Origin of the sequence: Candidatus Pantoea floridensis (genome assembly GCF_900215435.1) — a bacterium.
In the GTDB taxonomy this organism is placed as follows: domain Bacteria; phylum Pseudomonadota; class Gammaproteobacteria; order Enterobacterales; family Enterobacteriaceae; genus Pantoea; species Pantoea floridensis.
The window spans coordinates 1,816,966-1,834,648 of the sequence record NZ_OCMY01000001.1; the positions used below are offsets into that span (position 1 = coordinate 1,816,966).

General features: G+C 50.3%; 14 protein-coding genes. 4 read left to right on the forward strand and 10 right to left on the reverse strand.

Annotated elements, in window-relative coordinates; genetic code table 11:
* Window positions 1-48 precede the first annotated feature (48 nt).
* The 9 genes from CRO19_RS26230 to torS form a co-directional block, all read right to left on the reverse strand.
* Window positions 49-240 carry a hypothetical protein gene (locus CRO19_RS26230; RefSeq protein WP_320204467.1) on the reverse strand — a complete coding sequence of 64 codons (192 nt, stop codon included), beginning with the start codon at window positions 238-240 and terminating at the stop codon, window positions 49-51.
* A 378-nt stretch (window positions 241-618) separates the two neighbouring features.
* A complete protein-coding gene (locus CRO19_RS25835; RefSeq protein ID WP_141400229.1) occupies window positions 619-927 on the reverse strand; it encodes a hypothetical protein in 309 nt (102 codons plus the stop codon).
* Between the two features lie 38 nt (window positions 928-965).
* A complete protein-coding gene (locus CRO19_RS08465) occupies window positions 966-1,463 on the reverse strand; it encodes a sugar ABC transporter permease (protein WP_320204468.1) in 498 nt (165 codons plus the stop codon).
* Between the two features lie 53 nt (window positions 1,464-1,516).
* A complete protein-coding gene (locus CRO19_RS08470) occupies window positions 1,517-3,367 on the reverse strand; it encodes a TIGR02594 family protein (protein WP_097095432.1) in 1,851 nt (616 codons plus the stop codon).
* Between the two features lie 13 nt (window positions 3,368-3,380).
* Window positions 3,381-3,797, reverse strand: a complete 417-nt coding sequence (locus tag CRO19_RS08475; protein ID WP_097095433.1) for a DUF4431 domain-containing protein — start codon at window positions 3,795-3,797, stop codon at window positions 3,381-3,383.
* Window positions 3,798-3,799: 2 nt separating this feature from the next.
* On the reverse strand, window positions 3,800-6,499 hold the full coding sequence (locus CRO19_RS08480; RefSeq protein ID WP_097095434.1) for a type VI secretion system Vgr family protein: 2,700 nt from the start codon (window positions 6,497-6,499) through the stop codon (window positions 3,800-3,802).
* Window positions 6,496-6,765 (reverse strand): hypothetical protein, encoded by a 270-nt coding sequence (locus CRO19_RS08485; protein WP_097095435.1) that lies wholly within the window; start codon window positions 6,763-6,765, stop codon window positions 6,496-6,498. The genes CRO19_RS08480 and CRO19_RS08485 overlap by 4 nt, the downstream gene beginning before the upstream one ends.
* Window positions 6,766-6,940: 175 nt before the next feature.
* On the reverse strand, window positions 6,941-7,483 hold the full coding sequence (gene tssB, locus CRO19_RS08490; protein ID WP_097095436.1) for a type VI secretion system contractile sheath small subunit: 543 nt from the start codon (window positions 7,481-7,483) through the stop codon (window positions 6,941-6,943).
* 1,121 nt (window positions 7,484-8,604) lie between these two features.
* Complete coding sequence (gene torS / locus CRO19_RS08495; protein ID WP_097095437.1) at window positions 8,605-11,376, reverse strand: TMAO reductase system sensor histidine kinase/response regulator TorS; 2,772 nt, start codon at window positions 11,374-11,376, stop codon at window positions 8,605-8,607.
* Window positions 11,377-11,453: 77 nt separating this feature from the next.
* Here torS and torT point away from each other — a divergent pair, with 77 nt between their 5' ends.
* The gene (torT, locus tag CRO19_RS08500; protein ID WP_097095438.1) at window positions 11,454-12,482 is read left to right on the forward strand and encodes a TMAO reductase system periplasmic protein TorT; all 1,029 of its coding nucleotides are present in this window, start codon (window positions 11,454-11,456) and stop codon (window positions 12,480-12,482) included.
* Here torT and torR read toward each other — a convergent pair.
* Window positions 12,455-13,147, reverse strand: a complete 693-nt coding sequence (gene torR / locus CRO19_RS08505) for a two-component system response regulator TorR (protein ID WP_097095439.1) — start codon at window positions 13,145-13,147, stop codon at window positions 12,455-12,457. The genes torT and torR overlap by 28 nt on opposite strands.
* Before the next feature lie 131 nt (window positions 13,148-13,278).
* Between torR and torC the strand changes: the two genes are divergently transcribed.
* Genes torC through torD form a run of 3 tightly spaced genes read left to right on the forward strand, consistent with a single transcriptional unit; the run spans window position 13,279 to window position 17,622 of the window.
* Window positions 13,279-14,442 (forward strand): pentaheme c-type cytochrome TorC, encoded by a 1,164-nt coding sequence (torC, locus tag CRO19_RS08510; protein ID WP_097095440.1) that lies wholly within the window; start codon window positions 13,279-13,281, stop codon window positions 14,440-14,442.
* 10 nt (window positions 14,443-14,452) lie between these two features.
* Window positions 14,453-16,984 (forward strand): trimethylamine-N-oxide reductase TorA, encoded by a 2,532-nt coding sequence (gene torA, locus CRO19_RS08515; RefSeq protein WP_097095441.1) that lies wholly within the window; start codon window positions 14,453-14,455, stop codon window positions 16,982-16,984.
* Window positions 16,985-16,986: 2 nt separating this feature from the next.
* Window positions 16,987-17,622, forward strand: a complete 636-nt coding sequence (gene torD, locus CRO19_RS08520) for a molecular chaperone TorD (protein ID WP_097095442.1) — start codon at window positions 16,987-16,989, stop codon at window positions 17,620-17,622.
* The last annotated feature ends 61 nt before the right edge of the window (window positions 17,623-17,683 follow it).

Here is a 17,683-nt window from a genome sequence, read left to right on the forward strand (position 1 = left end):
AATAACATTCTCCATTTTTAACCAGATGCTTACTTCAATATTCACAAGCTATTTTTGCAACATAAATTTATTTGCAGCTTTGCAAGCTAAAGATCCGTCGGGAAGGGTATCAAACAAAGAGGTAAAATTATACAGAACTGTTTTTCCATTAACTTTTTTAAATTCAATAAAATACCCATAAGCACCATCATCATCACATTTTTTCTCATGGACTCCGGTAGTGCAAAAGATATATTCCATACACACACTTTTTCATTTGGAAAAACAGCTGATATGTTAACAGGATACTTTGATTTTTGTCGACACCCCAGCCATAGTAAGCATCAGATACATTAGTAATGTGTACTATATTCATTTTTGATCAGTACATAATTCTCAATATAATGTTTTACTGGAGCAACAGCCACATCAATTAGGGATTGCTTATCATTGTTTTTGAAACCGTAATCAATGATTAAATATCCGACTTCGCTATATATTTGTTAGCTGAAGCATAGGGAGAATAAATAAACAGAAATTCTGCAGAAAGAAACCTCATATTATTCCTAAAAAGTAATCCAGTTAATATAGCATTTTAATCCTTACTAAATGATTTGCATGCCAAATATGTTCACTCTGTCATTCAATATTAGCTACTCTTATCCAAGAATCATGAGAATGTATAGCTTGAAGAAGATCATGATCGTCTACCCCTTTTAAAGAGGTATTTAAATAGGTCTCATCTACATAAGGGGTGTAGTCCTTTGAGTCACATGTCGGTGTAATTACATTGTCAACACCATAATATTTTCTGAAAAACTCATCAATTATGTATTTATAATCTATAGCTGATGATAATGGCTTCACATATAAAGATATACCGCCAGGATCACCAGAAAAGACATTGAACGAATATAAAAGGACAAATATGGTAATAACTTTTTTCATCGACCACATCCCTCATTCCAATAATGATATCACTATCATTACTCATAATTTTTTTGCATCATAAACTCATTTGCACTTGAGCACGCTAAAGTGCCATCATCCAGTGCGACAAATAAAGATGTGAAATCGCTTAACTTAAGGGAGTTACCAATTTTAATAAAGTTTATGAAATACCCATAGGCTCCGTCATCATCACACTGTTCTCGTATCTTTTTAGGTAGAGTAAATGTTACCCGCCAAACACATAACTTTTGTTCGGGAAATTTAAGACTTAAGTGAAAAGGACTACCATCGTTTCTTTTCCGCCCCCATGCATAAGTAATCTCAGAAAGGCCTTTTAATGTAATGCTTTTGTTCTTGAAAACCTCATCATTAATTATATTATCTTTTACTCCATTAGAAGCAAGGGCAATCAGCCCATTTTTATCGTTTGAAATAAATACTTTTTTCAGAAAGTCAACATCTGTTTTTGTTATACACTCATTTGCAAAAGCATTAGAACAGAACAATAATAAAATACTAAATAACAATTTCATCGAAATCTCCAATATAGGTTATATTCGTACATTGTAAACCAATCATCTATTATTCATCGAGTTTTAGTATCATCAAGTGTTAGCATGTTAGACCCAAGATTTTTTCTTAACTTATCAATACTTTCAAAATCTGATGATAAGTCGCCGCCATTTTTAACTATCCTAACCGCGTTAGGATGATATGAAGCCGGAACATAATACCCTATAAGCTCATAATTTAATTGTTCAAGATAAACTTTCTTCAGTGGATTTACTGTCACACTATTCGCTTGATTACCACCTAAAACACCATATTCCCCATCTTTAAACTTGCAATACACAAAGGCAACGTGACCAGTCCACGACCCTCTTTTACGAAAAACAACTATTGCACCATATATAGGCTGAGATATTTTTACAAAATTCTTATTTTTCGAGAAGGACTGAGAACTTGCACTACCAGATATTGCATACCCAGACTCTTTGAGGCAATAATTTACAAAAGAAGCACACCATGGATTAGAGTCACCCACCATAGATGACATATTAATACCAGTTTTCTTATGATAGTTTATTCCACCATCGCCTTCTCTCACCCGTCCCCATTTCCATCTATTCTTACCCTCTTCAAATGCAACCGCCATCCATGGAGCCTCTCGCTGATCATGAGGCAGTAACGCTATCGGATTACCAGATTTTTTCCCCCCAACCGATTCCAGCGCTTTTTTATTAGTATTTACTTTTCTATTTTGCAGTGGTTTTTTACTAGCTGTTTTTAACGTTGGAGGATTAACTGCTGATTTTTCAGTCTCGCCAGCAGTATTACTACCATTTTTTTTTATAGAAATTGATTGTCCCGGGTATATTTTATTAGGATCTGATATATTATTCTGCTGTGCAATATCGTCAACATTCCCACCATTTTTTTCTGCGATCTTCGCCAACGTGTCACCTGGAGCAACGATATATACTGAAGAGCCATTAGTATTGACACCATAAATCGTCAAATTCTGACCAGGGAAGATCTTACTCACATCTTTTATATTATTATTTTTGGCGATTTCATCAGCGCTTGTCTTATAACGATCGGCAATTTTCGAGAGAGAGTCTCCTGACATGACTATGTACTCTATCGGCTTCTGAGCGCTCTTCTCACGTGGGGCTTTGGGGGTCTCGGCAAGTGTTTTTGCAGAGAATTGAGAAAAGTTTCTAGTAAGCAGTATATTCTTCGTTTCATCCCCAGCAACAGCTGAATAAACAACATCCTCTTTTCCAGCAGAATTAGTATATTTGACGACAATAGCCATTCCTTGTTTCGTATGGATGATTGTCTTGAGCTTGCCGTAAGCGTCTGTTTTCCACTCGTAGCTAGTGCTTCCTAGTGTTGCCTTAAATGGCACATCAGCAACTGGTCGAGATCCATCAGAAACAGTCACATTTGTCACATACACCCATTTTTCAGTACCGGGCTTCAAGCCACCTTCTTTTTTACTGATTGCATCCACAACTTTGCCGAATTCATTATCATTCAAGTCAGATATTTTTTTATCTTTTGCAACTCCACTCTCTGAGCTTATAAAATTGGAATAAGCTACTGGGTCATTCCCTGCGGTTTCAGGTGCATACTGCGACATCATGTCAGAGATGGTGTTATCTCGATATTTTCGCTTCAATAATGCACATTTTTCACGCTCCCCAGCCTCCATACTAGAAAAAATCGCAAATGTGTTTTCTTTCGGATTATACACAGTCCCGGCACCTATCCGCCCTTTTTGCTTACTTGCATCAGGCAATGCCATAATATTCCCAGGGTTGTTAAATCTCCAATTCAATGTCCCACCAGTTTTTAGCAAACGAGTTCCATCACCAGCTTCATACTCAACCGTCTTGGTTTCAAGATGGTATGTCGCTTTTACAAATCTCATACATCATCCTTTTTTATTTTTCTTTCGTTGGTTTAAAACTGGTGTCTTTTAGTAAAACTGGAGTCATATGATAGCCTGTGACAGCAAGCATAACATTTCCATCTACAGTGACATGGTGATTAAGTAAATTGCGTTTAGTTTTATAATCTTCACCGTTAATAATGAGCTGAACATTGCTGCCCCAACCTTTTTGCTCATTATTAGCATCAACTACGCACTTTAGCGGGCTATTTAAATGCAGGATCCAGTAGAGTAATTTTTCGTCATGCTTCCTATCTTCTCCCCAATTCGGGGGGCCATAAAACAGCTCTTCTTTCATTACTCCTGAGAGTACAACCTTATCCCCTTCTTTCAGACATGCAGCATATGCATCGAAGTTATAAAATAAGATAGCTATACTCAACGTAAATTTCATAAGCATATTTAACATTGTCAACTAACCTTTGTTAAATTTAATAAAGTTGCGATCATTGATTCAGTCAATGCTGATGACCTATCATCTTCAGAATCTACCTCACTTAAATAAAGATCGGCATCAGATTCTTCATCCCCAAGATCCTCCACACTGTCATCTTCAGTTGATGAAATAGAAAGATCTTCTTTAACCCAGGTTTCTCGCCCAATAATTAAGTTTATTGTATCGCTTTCAGGAAGTACTATTTTCGGGAAGCGACCTGAACTATCCACAGTACCAGCCGACAGGATTTTCCCATTACTGTCAGTAATGCTATACGGCTGATTTATCATCCAGTCCATACTTTGGCTGACACTATCGGCACCAGGGAAAGCAAAACGTAAACTTTGTTCGCCAGGTTCCATTACAGGAAATACAGGCATCGTGACCTTTTCTGATGCGCTTGCTTTACGCCCATAGTGTCCTGCTTTCGTACGATATTCACCTGCAGTAGCAGATTCAATCGCACTTGCATCAATCCTGATATAGCTCCCGCCGCCATTCAGAGTCAGCTTCTTCTTCGCGATGATTTTTATTTCATCTTCGGTACTGACGATGCTGATTTCCTTGCGGGCTATTAATTCCATCAAGTCGTTCTGTGCCTGTACCTGTACCGGTCCCTGATTAGCAATGAGTTTAATGCCGAGCTTACGCACAAACACGCTGAGCGCATTACCAACACCCACAAACAAATTCCTCACCACGCTGATATCGGCATTCTTACCGGCTGTGGCGATCAAGTTCTGCCCGGCAGATACCTGCAGATGTTGTCCGCTGGTCAGTGCGATGCCGTCCGGCGCACTCATCAGCAGCACCGATTTCTTGAGCTCCGTCAGCTGCTGCTCCAGCAGTTTTACCTGCGCCTGCAGATCAGCGGGGTTCGCGGTCGCCTTCTGCGCATCATCGGAGATTGAAGTCATCTGCTCCCGGGCATCACCCAGATTGCTGACCGCCGGCTGCATCTCCAGCACCTGATCTTGTGCTTTCGTCTGGCCATCAGCGCTGATAAATATCCCTTTCTGCGCACGTACAGCCCCCCAGCTGTCGGTTCTGAGCTCAAAACCCTCGCCGCGCTTTTGCTTCTCACTGTCAACCAGATGTCCGAGGTTCAGCTGACTCTTGCCGCCATATTCCGTACTGACCTTGATATGCTCTTTCCCGCGCTCATCATCGAGGCGGATTTTGTTGTTCGCCGGGGTGCGCAGGACGTTGCGTTTGTAGTTGCGGATGGTGACGTGGTCGCCGTGCGCCGAGTCGTGCAGCACGCCAGAAATATAAGGCCTGTCCGGGTTACCGTCTTCAAAGCCAATCGCCACCTCGGTGCCCGCCAGCAGCGGCAGGTGCAGGCCATAGGTGTTGCCTGCGTATGGCCGTGACTGACGCACCCACAGGCTTTCGAACCCGGTCTCCCAGTTATCGCGGTCAAACAGCATATTGACGCGGTAGCGCCCGTCTTTATCGATATGGCCGTAGGTATCGTTTTCGGTGGTACTGGTGACGCGGGCCGGTAACGTGCCGGCCATCACCGGGCGTGAGCCAGGTTTCGGTCGGAAGCAAAAATCAGTGCTGTCCGGGATACCGTCAAACCTGACGCCAAAATCTTCATCCCGCCGCGCATGGCTGTGCATCGCCGTGATGACCACGCCATGCGCAAACACCTCAGCCACTTCGTACCCGCCGGTGACTTTCAGCACCTGCCCCGGAGAGAGGATCGGGCAGCTGGTGATGGCATGGGTCTGCGTCTGACCATTCAAATAGCGCTCATGGCGAATGCGGGCATAAAACGCCCCGGACTCCGGGGCCGGATTGCGGTCATGGTGACTTCCCGCCGTCAGATAGTTATCAGCATAGTGATAGGCATCACCGTAGGTGGTGGCATCCCCGCGGGTCGCATCGACCTGGGTGTTCATGTCATCCGAGGCCTGGCGGTAGTTGTAATCACGGGTGCTGACCTGCTTCTGCACTACGTTATGATGGCTTTCCATCCCCCACACCGAGTCCACACCTTCCGAATGCTGTCCTGATGGCGGAACCGATGGCAGCATCAGACCTTTTTCATAACCCTGTTGACCGTCGTAAAACTCCACGACGTCGATGTTCAGACGCGTGTCGGTGGTAAAGCGGAACCAGATGCCGATCTCACCCAACAGACGGGTAATAAAGTGCAGGTCGTCCTCGCCGTACTGCATCACCTGCTCACGGCGTGGATATTCCTGTGTCAGTGAGAACAGGAAATCCTGACCGCGCATGCTGTGACGCTCGCGCAGAATTTTTTCCACGATTTGTGGGACCGACATGTCCTGATAAATGGCGTTCTGGTGCGAACGGTCAAGCAGCGCCAGGCGTGGCTGAAGCGTCAGGGCATAATGGGTTTCATCCTTTGAGGTGCTGAGGCGTTCAAAACCACTCACCACGCCCTGAAGGATACGCACGGCCTGCTGCATTTTGATGCCGTAACCCTGGTCAACCGGGGCCTGCAGCGTCAGGGAGGCCGCTTTCATCAGCATCATTTCTTTGCTGATGGCATGGTCAGAGCTTGTGAATTCAATGCGGTAGCGGAACGGCGTGCTCAGGGCTTCATCGCCTTCAAACGCCAGCACATCGAGTTCTGCTTCACATCCCTTCACCGACAGCTGATGATGGTTGTGGCTGAATCTGATTAGGGGATGGGGGCTCATGCGCGCACTCCTTCAGTCCAGTCAAATTCCAGCACAATCTCTTCTTCCTCATTCCAGCCAAGCGTCAGGGAGTGTGGTTTTTGCTTCGCAGCTATGTGGGTCAGCAGCTGCTGGCTCAGCACCGGCAGAATCTGCTGATTGAGCAGCCAGTGCTCCGGCTGAATTTCGGCGTGTGCGCGGGTCTGGCACAGCGATGCGGCAGCCTCCAGCGTCTGCGCACAGAACGGGTTAAGGCGACGCAGCAAGGCGGCTGACTGACTATCCATAGCAAAACTCTCCTAATTGCGGACACGCTACCGCCCGTCGCCGTGAACCAAAGCGCATAAGGTAAGCAGGCCTGATAATGAAAGTGGTTTGTGGCTATACCCGCATCGGATGCACCCACAAATCAGCTTCTGAACATGCGGGCGGACTGAAGGCCGCCCCTACCGCGCCATCCACTCAAGCGATTACGCTAAATAGTTCGTGCGGTAACAAGGCGGTGGAGCGTTCGCTCCATGTGTACGAATGAATGATGTTGCCGTCTTTGTAGGTCCAGGTGATTTTTTCGTAACGCAGTTCAATGCGCTCAAGGTGGTTGTGCTTCTCTTTGGAAGGATTAGCCTTCAGGTCGCGTAATAGATTGCGCATGGCGAGCACCGCGTTGAGCTGCGGAATTTGACGGGCGACCGGCTCCGGCTCGAAGTCTTTCATTTCATTGAGGGAGAGGCTGACGTTTTCTTCGCTGCCGTCACCGGCAAGGGTGTTGGCTACAGAAAGGTTTATAGAAGGATAAAAGTCGGCTAACACGCAGTCGAAATTGTTTTTATTAATGTTGATCTTTTCACGCTCAGATACAGGACGCTGTTCAGCGCCGTTACTGTAATCACCCACAACGACCAGTTTGAGGGGTAATTCAATCTTTTTCTGTGCATTGCCCGTGTGCAGTCTGAGCTGGATGTTAACGCGGGCCTTGGGGATCTCAGACTGATAGGAGTAAGACATAGCTGTCCCTATTCTATGGAATGATAGAAACGGTCAATGCCACTGAGAAATTAATAAGAATGGCTAACCCTGCCAGAACTACCTCCCCCCCTCACGTCATCCAACGAGAGTCAACAAACGGAGTCAAAAGCGAGCGCATTCCATTCACCAGCAAGCTGACACTGTATCTTTGGATGTTTATCTGAAATGAAATAATTTCGGATAAGTCCCAATGCGCGGAGTGTAGTAACGCAAAGTAATAAATTGGAAATAAAAATATGTAACATAAATTTACAATTAATGGATTTAACAAAATAAGATCATCAGCATGATTTATAAGACTTTTCTTGCAATACCCTCTTCAGCCCTTGCGGTGTAAGAGAGTGTGGCAAATGATCAATTTGACTTAGTGTTTAAAATTTTCAGAAAAACCATGCATTGCACGTGGGATTTTATTTTTGGTTTTTTTATTGAAAATGAGATCTCGTCCGTGACCGGACAAAAGGATAGATAGCGCAGGGCCTCAGGAGCAATATTCTTTGTTTAGATGAGACTTATTGATGTTTACCGCGAAAATCGGAGAATGTTGACGATGTGGCTCACTCACATATCTTAACGCAGTGAGAGATTAGTGCCCCATAGAAACTGCGCGGAATCCCTAAATACTCCGACAACTATTAGGTAGCTTCATGTAAGAAATTTAGCAATGGGTGTGGAACGAAGCGCGCGGAAAACAACTGGGTTTGCTATCCGGCTGGAATGTTTGTTCTTGCAGGCAGTAATGTGATCCAGTTCGACTCCATAATGACTGCCGAAAGGGCATGATCCTGGAAAAACTTCCACACAATCCAACAGATCCCCGACCATCCTAAACTTAAACGGTGCGAGCAGTTTGCCATCATCTGAAAATCCACAGGCCAGTGCCGACTTTTTTTACCAGCACTGCAGCACTTTCACCGTACTCTTAGGCCAAAATCTCGTGGCCCCAGTCATCATAAAAACCTTCACGGTGAAGTAAAATAACAAGATTAAACCCCAATCAAGCTGCTGATTTTTCACACAAAAACCAGTAAGGAAAAGAGTTTGGGGATGCATGTGAGGGTCTCTTTTTTATCAAAGTAAATTAATTTTATTATTATCAATTACTTAACAACCCAATTCGACTCCTGTAATCCCTCACCACTTGAGTCACTTTGCGCCTCACGATTCTCCTGATAAATCCACGCCTCCACCTCCACCAACCCGCGTTCAACAATGGCTCTTAGAGGGATATCCGCTTGTGGATCCTGCTCCAGCCGTGCGCAGGCTTGCCAGGCGGTTTGCATCCCCAAACTGCCGCAGCTACTTTTGAGCTGATGCGCTAACTTCGATACGATTTCATCCTGTTCTGCAGATTCAATGTCATCCAGTAACGGCATTGCATGTTGGCGAAACAATGCAAGCCAGCCACGCAGCGTATCCGCACCAAAGGTGTCGTAATCTTGCTTTAGTTGGTTAGCGTTGAGATCCGTTACGGGGGCAGAAGCCAAAAAGCGCACTATCTGACGGCACAGCGTTTCACCGTGGACGGGTTTCTGGATAATGCCGCAGAACAGCTCGTCAGCATGCGGCTGCAACTCGTCGGGAACGCTTGCGCTGAAGCCGATACGCCGCGTGGCGGGATAAAATTGCGCCAGTTTTTGTGCTAACTCGATGCCATTCGCATCGGGTAACGCGAAATCTACCAGCGCACAATCGATGTCATCGCCTTGTGCCAAAAACGCCAACGCTGACTCAGCGCTACCGGCAATACTGACGCGTGCGCCCTTACGCTTCAGCATTTCTGCCGTAATCTGCTGCGTCAGCGGATTGTCTTCAATAATTAACACATGCAAATGGCTAAGGTCGGCGGGAGCGGAATCGGGCAATAACACCGTGGCCGATGCATGAACCAGCGGCAACGTCAGCCGGAAACAACTGCCGACCTCCGGCTGGCTGGTGACGGTTAACTGGCCCTGCATCGCCTGCGCCAAACCGCGACAAATCGCCAAGCCTAAACCGGTGCCGCCCTTGCCGGGTTGTAACTGGACGAAAGGCGCGAAAATGGCCTCCTGATGGTCATGCGCAATACCGCAACCCTCGTCATCAACCTCAATAAACCACTCAGAGGCGCAACTCTTCATACGTAGCACGATGGCGCCATTTTCGGTGAATCTCAACGCATTCATCACCAGGTTCATCACAATTTGTCGTAATCGGTGTACATCTCCCTGTATCCATTCTGGTACATGCGCATCCACTTCAATGTTGAGCGCCAGCCCTTTCTTGTGTGCGCGGCCATTCATCAACTGCGCAACACTGCCGAGCAGCTGGCGCGGTTCGAACGGCGCGTTGTGTAAAGTGATGGTTTTCGGGCTGGACTCAATCGCCGAATAATCAAGAATATCGTTAAGGATAAACAGCAGCGTTTCGCCGGAATCGTTGATCGCTTGCACATAGCGTTGATCGCTAATGTTAAGCGGCTGATCGGCAAGCAGCTGCGCGGTACCCAAAATCCCGTGTAATGGCGTGCGAATTTCGTGGCTCATCGCCGCCAGAAATGCGGATTTTGCGCGGTTAGCCTGCTCAGCATCGGCGCGCGCCTGATGATGTTCGACCACCAGCGCCTGCAACTCTTCGGTGCGGTTTTTTACTAACTCCGCCAAATGCTGCTGCTGATATTGCAACGCACGGACATTGGTACGAAAGGCCTCCATCAGGCGGCTGATGGTATTGAGTTCGCGGGCATTGCCACTGGAGGGAAAGGGGGAGTCGAGATCGCCGTCGAGTAGACGTTGCAGCGCATCGGTTTGCCGCGCCAGCGGCAGCGAAACCGAGCGATAAACCAACCGCCAAAGCACCAGAGATAAGGTCAGCAATGCCATCACACCCAACAGCGCCAGTGCGACGGTACCGAGTACGCGCGCGCGGTTTACCCGGCTCAGCGCCTCCGCGTTACGCTGTTCAATCTCGCTCACCTGCCGTTCCATTTCGCTACTGAAACGGCTGAAAAGCGTGAAATTTTGCTGCGATAGCGTTGCTAATTGTGCGTGTAAGCGCTGCTGCTGCTGGCACATTTCAAGCAGCGTGGTGTAATGCGCAACAATCGCCAGCGCCTCGCGAATATCTTGTCTGATACGGGGATCTTCAACGCGCTGCTGGCGACGATGCAGTACCTGTATCAACTCTGCCAGCGGTGTCTCTGCCGGCTCCGCCGCGCCGTTATAGCGCTTCAACGTCATCACTATCTGCTCAACGCGTAGCGCAATGAGGCGCAATTCGCCCATCTGATTGAGATACTCAAGATCAACATCAATCAACCGGTCGAGTGCCTGTCCGGCGGCGGCGGTATGCTGTTGTTCGATGAGATCGTAGATGCCTGCCTGCGTTGCGCCTGCTGCGGTGGCCGCATTACTCGCCTGCCCCTGTGCCAAATCAACAATGCGATGTGCGGCTGCTCCAATATTATCGCTCAACTGGCGCTGCTGCTGGGTGAGCTGCAGGCGCTGATGCACCACATCGCCCTGCTGGATGATCGCCTGCCGGTTAGCGGTCTCCAGCTGCACCATCGCGCGAGTATCAAAGCCTTGTGCGCTAAGCTGGTGGAGGAGATAAACGATTTTCTGGCTCTGCTTGCCCAGCATAGTGCGTTGAACCTGCCACTCCTGCTCATCCTGGGCGCTAAGGAGCTGCTGTGCAGAAAAGAGCACCCTGGCGCTCGCTACACTAAGGTGACGCGCCATGTTCATGCTGGAGAGGAGCGATTGGGTATCGGCCTGTTCAACGCGGCCGACATAGCGCAGATTCAGCCAGCCCGTGGCCACGCTCAGCAGCGTGAGTAACGCCATCAGGGCAAAAGCCAGCCATAACCGACGAATTAAGGAAGTATTAGCCATGCGGTTTCGCGCTAAAAAGAGTTGAGTCCGGCGGGCGAATGCCACTAGCATTAGCCGCACTTTGTTTGAGGTTATTTATGCGCATACTTCTTTTAACGTTGTTAGTGCTGGCAATGCCGCTGCAGGCAGCGCTACCGCTGCTGCACTGGCAGGACAATCGCAGCAGCTCCCCCGCCGCCAGCCTGCCAGCACTGAGCGCTTCACGTGCCTGGAAATTGTGCGCACTTTACCCCAATCTGAAAGACGGTTACTGGCTCTCGATCAATTATGGGATGAGTAAAGCGGCAGCCCGATTAGGCGTCACGCTCAATGTTTTTGAAGCCGGTGGCTATCGTCAGGGCGACGTACAGCAACATCAGCTGGAAGCCTGCCAGCGCTGGGGAGCAGAGGCTATTTTGCTCGGCAGCAGCGTGGCAACGTTTCCTGGTGCGGTGTTATTTGCCCAACACACCCCGATCATTGAGGTGGTGAATGCCGTTAACGAGGTTCCGGCGCGGACGCGCGTTGGCGTTCCCTGGTATCAAATGGGATATCAAATTGGCCACTATCTGGTGGCGCATCATCAAGATAAGCCGATGCAGATTCTACTGATGCCAGGACCGATTGATGCGGGAGGGAGCCAGGAGATGAGCAGCGGTTTCCGGGCAGCACTCACTGGCAGCCTGCTGAAAATCGTCGATGTTGCCTATGGTGATAATGACATTGAGGTGCAGCGTAACCTGTTACAGGACCGCCTGGAGCGCTATCCCGGTATCAATCTGGTGGCGGGTACGGCGATTGCAGCGGAAGTGGCCATGGGCGAAGGGCGTAATCGGACAACACCGCTGGAGATCGCCTCATTTTATTTAACCCATCAGGTTTATCGTGGATTGAAGCGCGATCGCATCGTGGTTGCGGCCAGCGATCAGATGGTTTGGCAGGGTGAGCTCGCCGTGGAGCAAGCGGTGCGGGTACTACAAGGCCAACGCGTGCCGGATAATATCAGCCCGCCGATATTGATTTTGACAGCAAAAAACAGCAACAGCGCCGGTGTTGCGCTTTCGCTCTCTCCTCCGGGATTTCGTCCGGTGTATTTCTATCAACGCACGTCAGCTGCCAGTAAATAACCTTCGCCATGCTGAGTCACAAACAGCTCACTGCGCAACTTACTGCGCAGGCGGCGAATTAACACATCGACGGTGCGCATATCAGGCTGATCGACGCGGCTGGATGTCAGCATACGCAGCAGACGCTCGCGACTCAGTATCTGGCCCGGATTCGTCACAAAAGCCACCAGCATCTCGTATTCGGCGCGCGTCAGTTTGATCAACTCCCCTTCATGCTCCAGCGTATGGCGGGAAATATTCAGGCTGTAACCGGCAAACAGATAGCTGTTCTCCTCCTGCAGCGGCTGCGCCTGGCGCGCCAGATCGATGCGCCACAGCAGATTTTTCACCCGCACCACCAGTTCGCGCAGCTCGAGCGGCTTTGTAACATAATCATCGGCGCCCATTTCCAGCCCGACGATACGATCAATTTGATCGCTGCGTCCCGTGACCAAAATAATGCCCACCGTGGATCGCTCGCGCAGCGCACGCGTGAGTTGCAGGCCATTTTCACCGGGCAGATTGATGTCCAGCAGGACTAAATCAACGGGTTGCAGCAGCATGTGTTCTCGCAATCCCGCACCGCTGCTGGTCACCGAAACGCGATATCCCTCCTGAATGAAGTAGTCGCGCAACCGCGCCTGCGTCACCACATCATCTTCAACAATCACTATGTGATGCGACATCGCTAACCCATTCCTTTCTGTTCATAACTGTTCATATTACGCCGTATTCTGTTCATGCCGCCCGCTGACCTTGTTCATATCTCATCCCTAAAATTGCCGCGCGATATAGCTAAAAAAACAGGGTTACAGCAATGAAAACACTATGGAAGCGATTACGCCGACCCAGCGCACGTTGGTCAGTGCTGGCAATCCTGCTCGTCGGGATTGTCATTGGATTAGCCGTTATTGTGGTACCTCACACCGGGATTAAACTGACCAGCTCAACAGAGTTTTGCGTGAGCTGTCACGGGATGCAGCAACCGTACAAAGAGTATAAGCAGTCCACCCACTTCAAGAATCCATCAGGCGTTCGCGCAGAGTGCCGCGATTGCCATATCCCCCGTGATATTCCGGGCATGCTAAAGCGCAAGCTGGAAGCAAGTAATGATCTCTATCAGGCTCTGATTGCGCGGTCGATTGATACGCCAGAAAAGTTTGAAGCGAAGCGCTTAATCCTTGCTGAGCGCGAGTGGAAGCGCATGAAAGAGAGCAATTCCGCCGTATGTCGCGGTTGCCATAACTATGATGCGATGGATCATACGCGCCAGAAACCCGAGGCTGCGCGCCAGATGAGTGCCGCCGCGCTGGAAAATCGCTCCTGTATTGACTGCCATAAAGGGATCACTCATCAGCTGCCCGATATGAGCAGCGGTTTCCGTAAACAGTTTGAAGAGATGCGCAAAACCGCCGATGCCAACAGTAGCGGCGATACCTTGTTCGCACTCGATATGAAGCCGCTCTTTGCCAACAAAACCGACAGCGCTCCCTCAGGATCGCTGCTGCCCGCTTCTGAAGTGCATGTCGTGAAGCGTGACGGCGACTGGCTGCAAGTGCAGGTCACCGGCTGGACCGAAACCGAAGGTCGCCAGCGCGTGCTGTCACTCATGCCAGGCAAACGTATTTTTGTCTCTTCCATCCGCGACGATCTGCAAAAAGACGCGAAAACGCTGGAAACCACCACGGTTGCGGCCACGAACGTGAAATGGAGCAAACTGCAAACCACCGCGTGGATGCAAAAAGGCGACATGGTTAATGACAGCAAACCGATTTGGGCCTATGCCAGCGCGCTTTACAGCGGCACCTGTAATCAGTGTCACGGCGCGCCGGATAAAGCGCACTTTGATGCCAACGGCTGGATCGGCACCCTCAACGGCATGATCGGCTTCACCAGTCTGGATAAACGTGAAGAACGTACCTTGCTGAAATATCTCCAGTTGAATGCGTCCGATACCGGCGGCGCGCAGCAGAAACACTAAGGAAGCGAGCATGAAACATACTGATTCGTTTAACCAATCACGCCGCCGCTTTCTTGTTCAGCTCGGCGGACTGAGCGCGCTGGGCATGTTTGCGCCCTCGCTGCTGGTGCCACGTCAGGCACAGGCGGCAACCCATGCGGCACAAGGTATTCTCACCGGATCACACTGGGGTGCAATTCGCGCTACGGTGGTGGAGGGTCGCTTTGTGAAAGCCACGCCGTTTGAGCAAGACCGTTATCCCAGCAAAATCATCGCCGGATTACCGGATCACGTGCATAGCACCGCCCGCGTGCGCTACCCGATGGTGCGGGTGGACTGGCTGCGTAAACGCCATCAAAGCGATACGCGTCAGCGCGGCGATAACCGTTTTGTTCGCGTGAGCTGGGACGAAGCGCTGGACCTGTTCTATCAAGAGCTGGAACGCGTGCAGACGACTTATGGTCCAAGCGCGTTACTGAGCGGCAGTGGCTGGCAATCTACCGGTATGTTCCACAACGCCGGTGGCATGTTGAGCCGTGCGCTGGCGCTGCATGGCGCCTCTGTCGGCAGCGGCGGTGACTACTCCACCGGTGCGGCACAGGTGATTCTGCCGCGCGTTGTTGGATCGATGGAAGTTTACGAACAACAGACGTCATGGCCGCTGGTGCTGGAAAACAGCAAAACGCTGCTGCTGTGGGGATCCGACATGGTGAAAAACCAGCAGGCAAACTGGTGGTGCCCGGATCACGACGTGTATGACTATTACGCGCAGCTAAAAGAGAAGGTTGAGAAAGGCGAGATCCGCGTCGTCAGCGTCGATCCCGTGGTATCCAGCACCCATGAATTTTTGGGGCGCGATAAGGTGCAGCATATTGCTCTGCATCCACAAACTGACGTCCCCCTCCTGCTGGCACTGGCGCATACGCTCTACAGTGAAAAGCTGCACGACAGCCAGTTCCTCAGCACCTATTGCGTGGGCTTTGAGCAGTTCCTGCCTTATCTCACTGGGGAAACCGACGGCCAGCCAAAAGATGCCGAATGGGCAGCAACCTTAACTGGTATTGATGCACAGACGATTCGCGCTCTGGCGCGTCAGCTGGCGGCCGATCGTAGCCAGATTATCGCGGGCTGGTGCGTGCAGCGCATGCAGCACGGCGAGCAATGGGCGTGGATGGTGGTGGTGCTGGCCGCGATGCTGGGCCAAATTGGTCTGCCCGGCGGTGGCTTCGGTTTCGGCTGGCATTACAACGGCGCGGGTACGCCAACACGTAACGGCATCATCCTGAGCGGTTTCTCCGGCTCAACGACAACGCCGCCGCGTCACACCAGCACCGACTACAAAGGTTACAGCAGCACTATCCCCATCGCGCGTTTTGTTGATGCCATGCTGGAACCTGGCAAAGTGATCAACTGGAACGGCAAAAAAGTCACCCTGCCACAGCTGAAGATGTGTGTGTTTGCCGGTACCAACCCGTTCCATCGCCATCAGCAAACTAACCGTATCATTGAAGGCTGGCAGACGCTGGAAACCGTGGTATCGATTGATAACCAGTGGACCGCAACCTGCCGCTTCGCCGATATCGTGCTGCCCGCGACCACGCAGTTCGAGCGCAATGATATCGATCAGTACGGCAATCTCTCAAACCGCGGTCTGCTCGGCATGAAGCAAATTGTGCCGCCACAGTTTGAAGCGCGTAACGACTTCGATATTTTCCGCGACCTATGCCGTCGCTTTGATCGCGAACAGGCCTTCACCGAAGGGCTGGATGAGATGGGCTGGCTGAAGCGTATTTATCAGGATGGCGCCAAGCAGGGTAAAGGCCGCGGCCTGCAGTTACCGGCATTCGACGCTTTCTGGAATGAGAGCGGCTATATCGAGTTTAACGATCCTAAGCTGTTTGTTCGTCATCAGGCATTCCGTAACGACCCCGATCTGGAGCCGTTAGGAACCCCGAGTGGCTTAATTGAGATCTACTCGAAGAGCATTGCCGATCTGCACTATGACGATTGTCAGGGTCACCCGATGTGGTTTGAAAAAGCCGAGCGCTCGCACGGTGGACCGGGATCGTCACGCTATCCGCTGCATCTGCAGTCGGTGCATCCCGATTTCCGTTTACATTCGCAACTCTGCGAATCCGAAACGCTGCGTGCACAATACAGCGTGGCGGGCAAAGAGCCGGTCTATATCAGCCCGCAGGATGCCAGCGCACGCGGGATTCGCAGCGGCGATGTGGTCCGCGTATTTAATGCGCGCGGTCAGGTGCTGGCGGGCGCGGTAGTCACCGATCGTTACAAGCCAGGCGTGATTCGCATCCATGAAGGCGCGTGGTACAACCCAGATCGCGGCGGCGTAGTGGGTGCACTGTGCAAATATGGCAATCCGAATGTGCTAACCCTGGATGTTGGCTCGTCGCAGTTGGCTCAGGCAACCAGCGCACATACCGCTATCGTGAATATCGAGAAATATCAGGGCGATATCGCGCCAGTAACGGCTTTCGCCGGTCCAACTGAGATGATCGCGAAGTGTGACTACATTCCGAAGCCAGAAGAGGCGAGTGCGTAATCATGGCGGGTCAATTAACACCTCATCATTACGCCTGCTTGTATGGCTGGTTCGCCGGGATGTTCGCCCGTGAATTAGACGAGCAGCAGCTTGCGCAGTTGCAGAGCCCGGATGTGGCGTTATGGCTTGAGCATCTGGCTGCTGAGGCGGCATTACAGGATGGCGTGCTCGCCTCCCGGAACAGCATCGCGGCGCTGCAATTGCGCCCCGATGCGCGTCTGGAACTGGCGGCAGATTTTGCCGGTCTGTTCCTGATGTCGCAAAAACAGGCGGCGTTGCCTTATGCCTCCTGTTATCAGCCGGGTAATGCGCGCTTCCGTCAGGCTGCCTGTGAAGAGATGCAGGCGCTGCTGCTGGAAGCCGGTTTGGAGCGCGATCGGGCGTTTCCTGAACCGGAAGATCATCTGGCGATTTGCCTTGAGTTGTTGAGCTACCTGAGTTTCGCCGCCAGCGAAAACAGAGCGAATGCCGCGGCCTGTCTGGCGCTGCGCGACAAGACGCTTGGCCTGCTGTGGCGTTGGCTACCCGCTTTTACCGCACACTGCATTGAGCATGACGCATTCGGTTTTTATGCTGCACAGAGCCAGTTGTTACTGGCTCTGGTAACCTATGACCGTATGAGCCAGAACGCTCTCTAATCTTTGCAAAAGCGGGCACAGTCGCCAATCGATCTGCGCCCGCACTTTACTTCCCCCCTAA

Bases quoted from the DNA above. Each gene is read 5' to 3' on its own strand.
- CRO19_RS08470 (WP_097095432.1), bottom strand. From the start codon at position 3,367: ATGAGATTTGTAAAAGCGACATACCATCTTGAAACCAAGACGGTTGAG.
- CRO19_RS25835 (WP_141400229.1), bottom strand. From the start codon at position 927: ATGAAAAAAGTTATTACCATATTTGTCCTTTTATATTCGTTCAATGTC.
- torS (WP_097095437.1), bottom strand. From the start codon at position 11,376: ATGGCTAATACTTCCTTAATTCGTCGGTTATGGCTGGCTTTTGCCCTG.
- tssB (WP_097095436.1), bottom strand. From the start codon at position 7,483: ATGTCTTACTCCTATCAGTCTGAGATCCCCAAGGCCCGCGTTAACATC.
- CRO19_RS26230 (WP_320204467.1), bottom strand. From the start codon at position 240: ATGGAATATATCTTTTGCACTACCGGAGTCCATGAGAAAAAATGTGAT.
- torT (WP_097095438.1), top strand. From the start codon at position 11,454: ATGCGCATACTTCTTTTAACGTTGTTAGTGCTGGCAATGCCGCTGCAG.
- CRO19_RS08480 (WP_097095434.1), bottom strand. From the start codon at position 6,499: ATGAGCCCCCATCCCCTAATCAGATTCAGCCACAACCATCATCAGCTG.
- CRO19_RS08465 (WP_320204468.1), bottom strand. From the start codon at position 1,463: ATGAAATTGTTATTTAGTATTTTATTATTGTTCTGTTCTAATGCTTTT.
- CRO19_RS08485 (WP_097095435.1), bottom strand. From the start codon at position 6,765: ATGGATAGTCAGTCAGCCGCCTTGCTGCGTCGCCTTAACCCGTTCTGT.
- torR (WP_097095439.1), bottom strand. From the start codon at position 13,147: ATGTCGCATCACATAGTGATTGTTGAAGATGATGTGGTGACGCAGGCG.
- CRO19_RS08475 (WP_097095433.1), bottom strand. From the start codon at position 3,797: ATGTTAAATATGCTTATGAAATTTACGTTGAGTATAGCTATCTTATTT.
- torA (WP_097095441.1), top strand. From the start codon at position 14,453: ATGAAACATACTGATTCGTTTAACCAATCACGCCGCCGCTTTCTTGTT.
- torD (WP_097095442.1), top strand. From the start codon at position 16,987: ATGGCGGGTCAATTAACACCTCATCATTACGCCTGCTTGTATGGCTGG.
- torC (WP_097095440.1), top strand. From the start codon at position 13,279: ATGAAAACACTATGGAAGCGATTACGCCGACCCAGCGCACGTTGGTCA.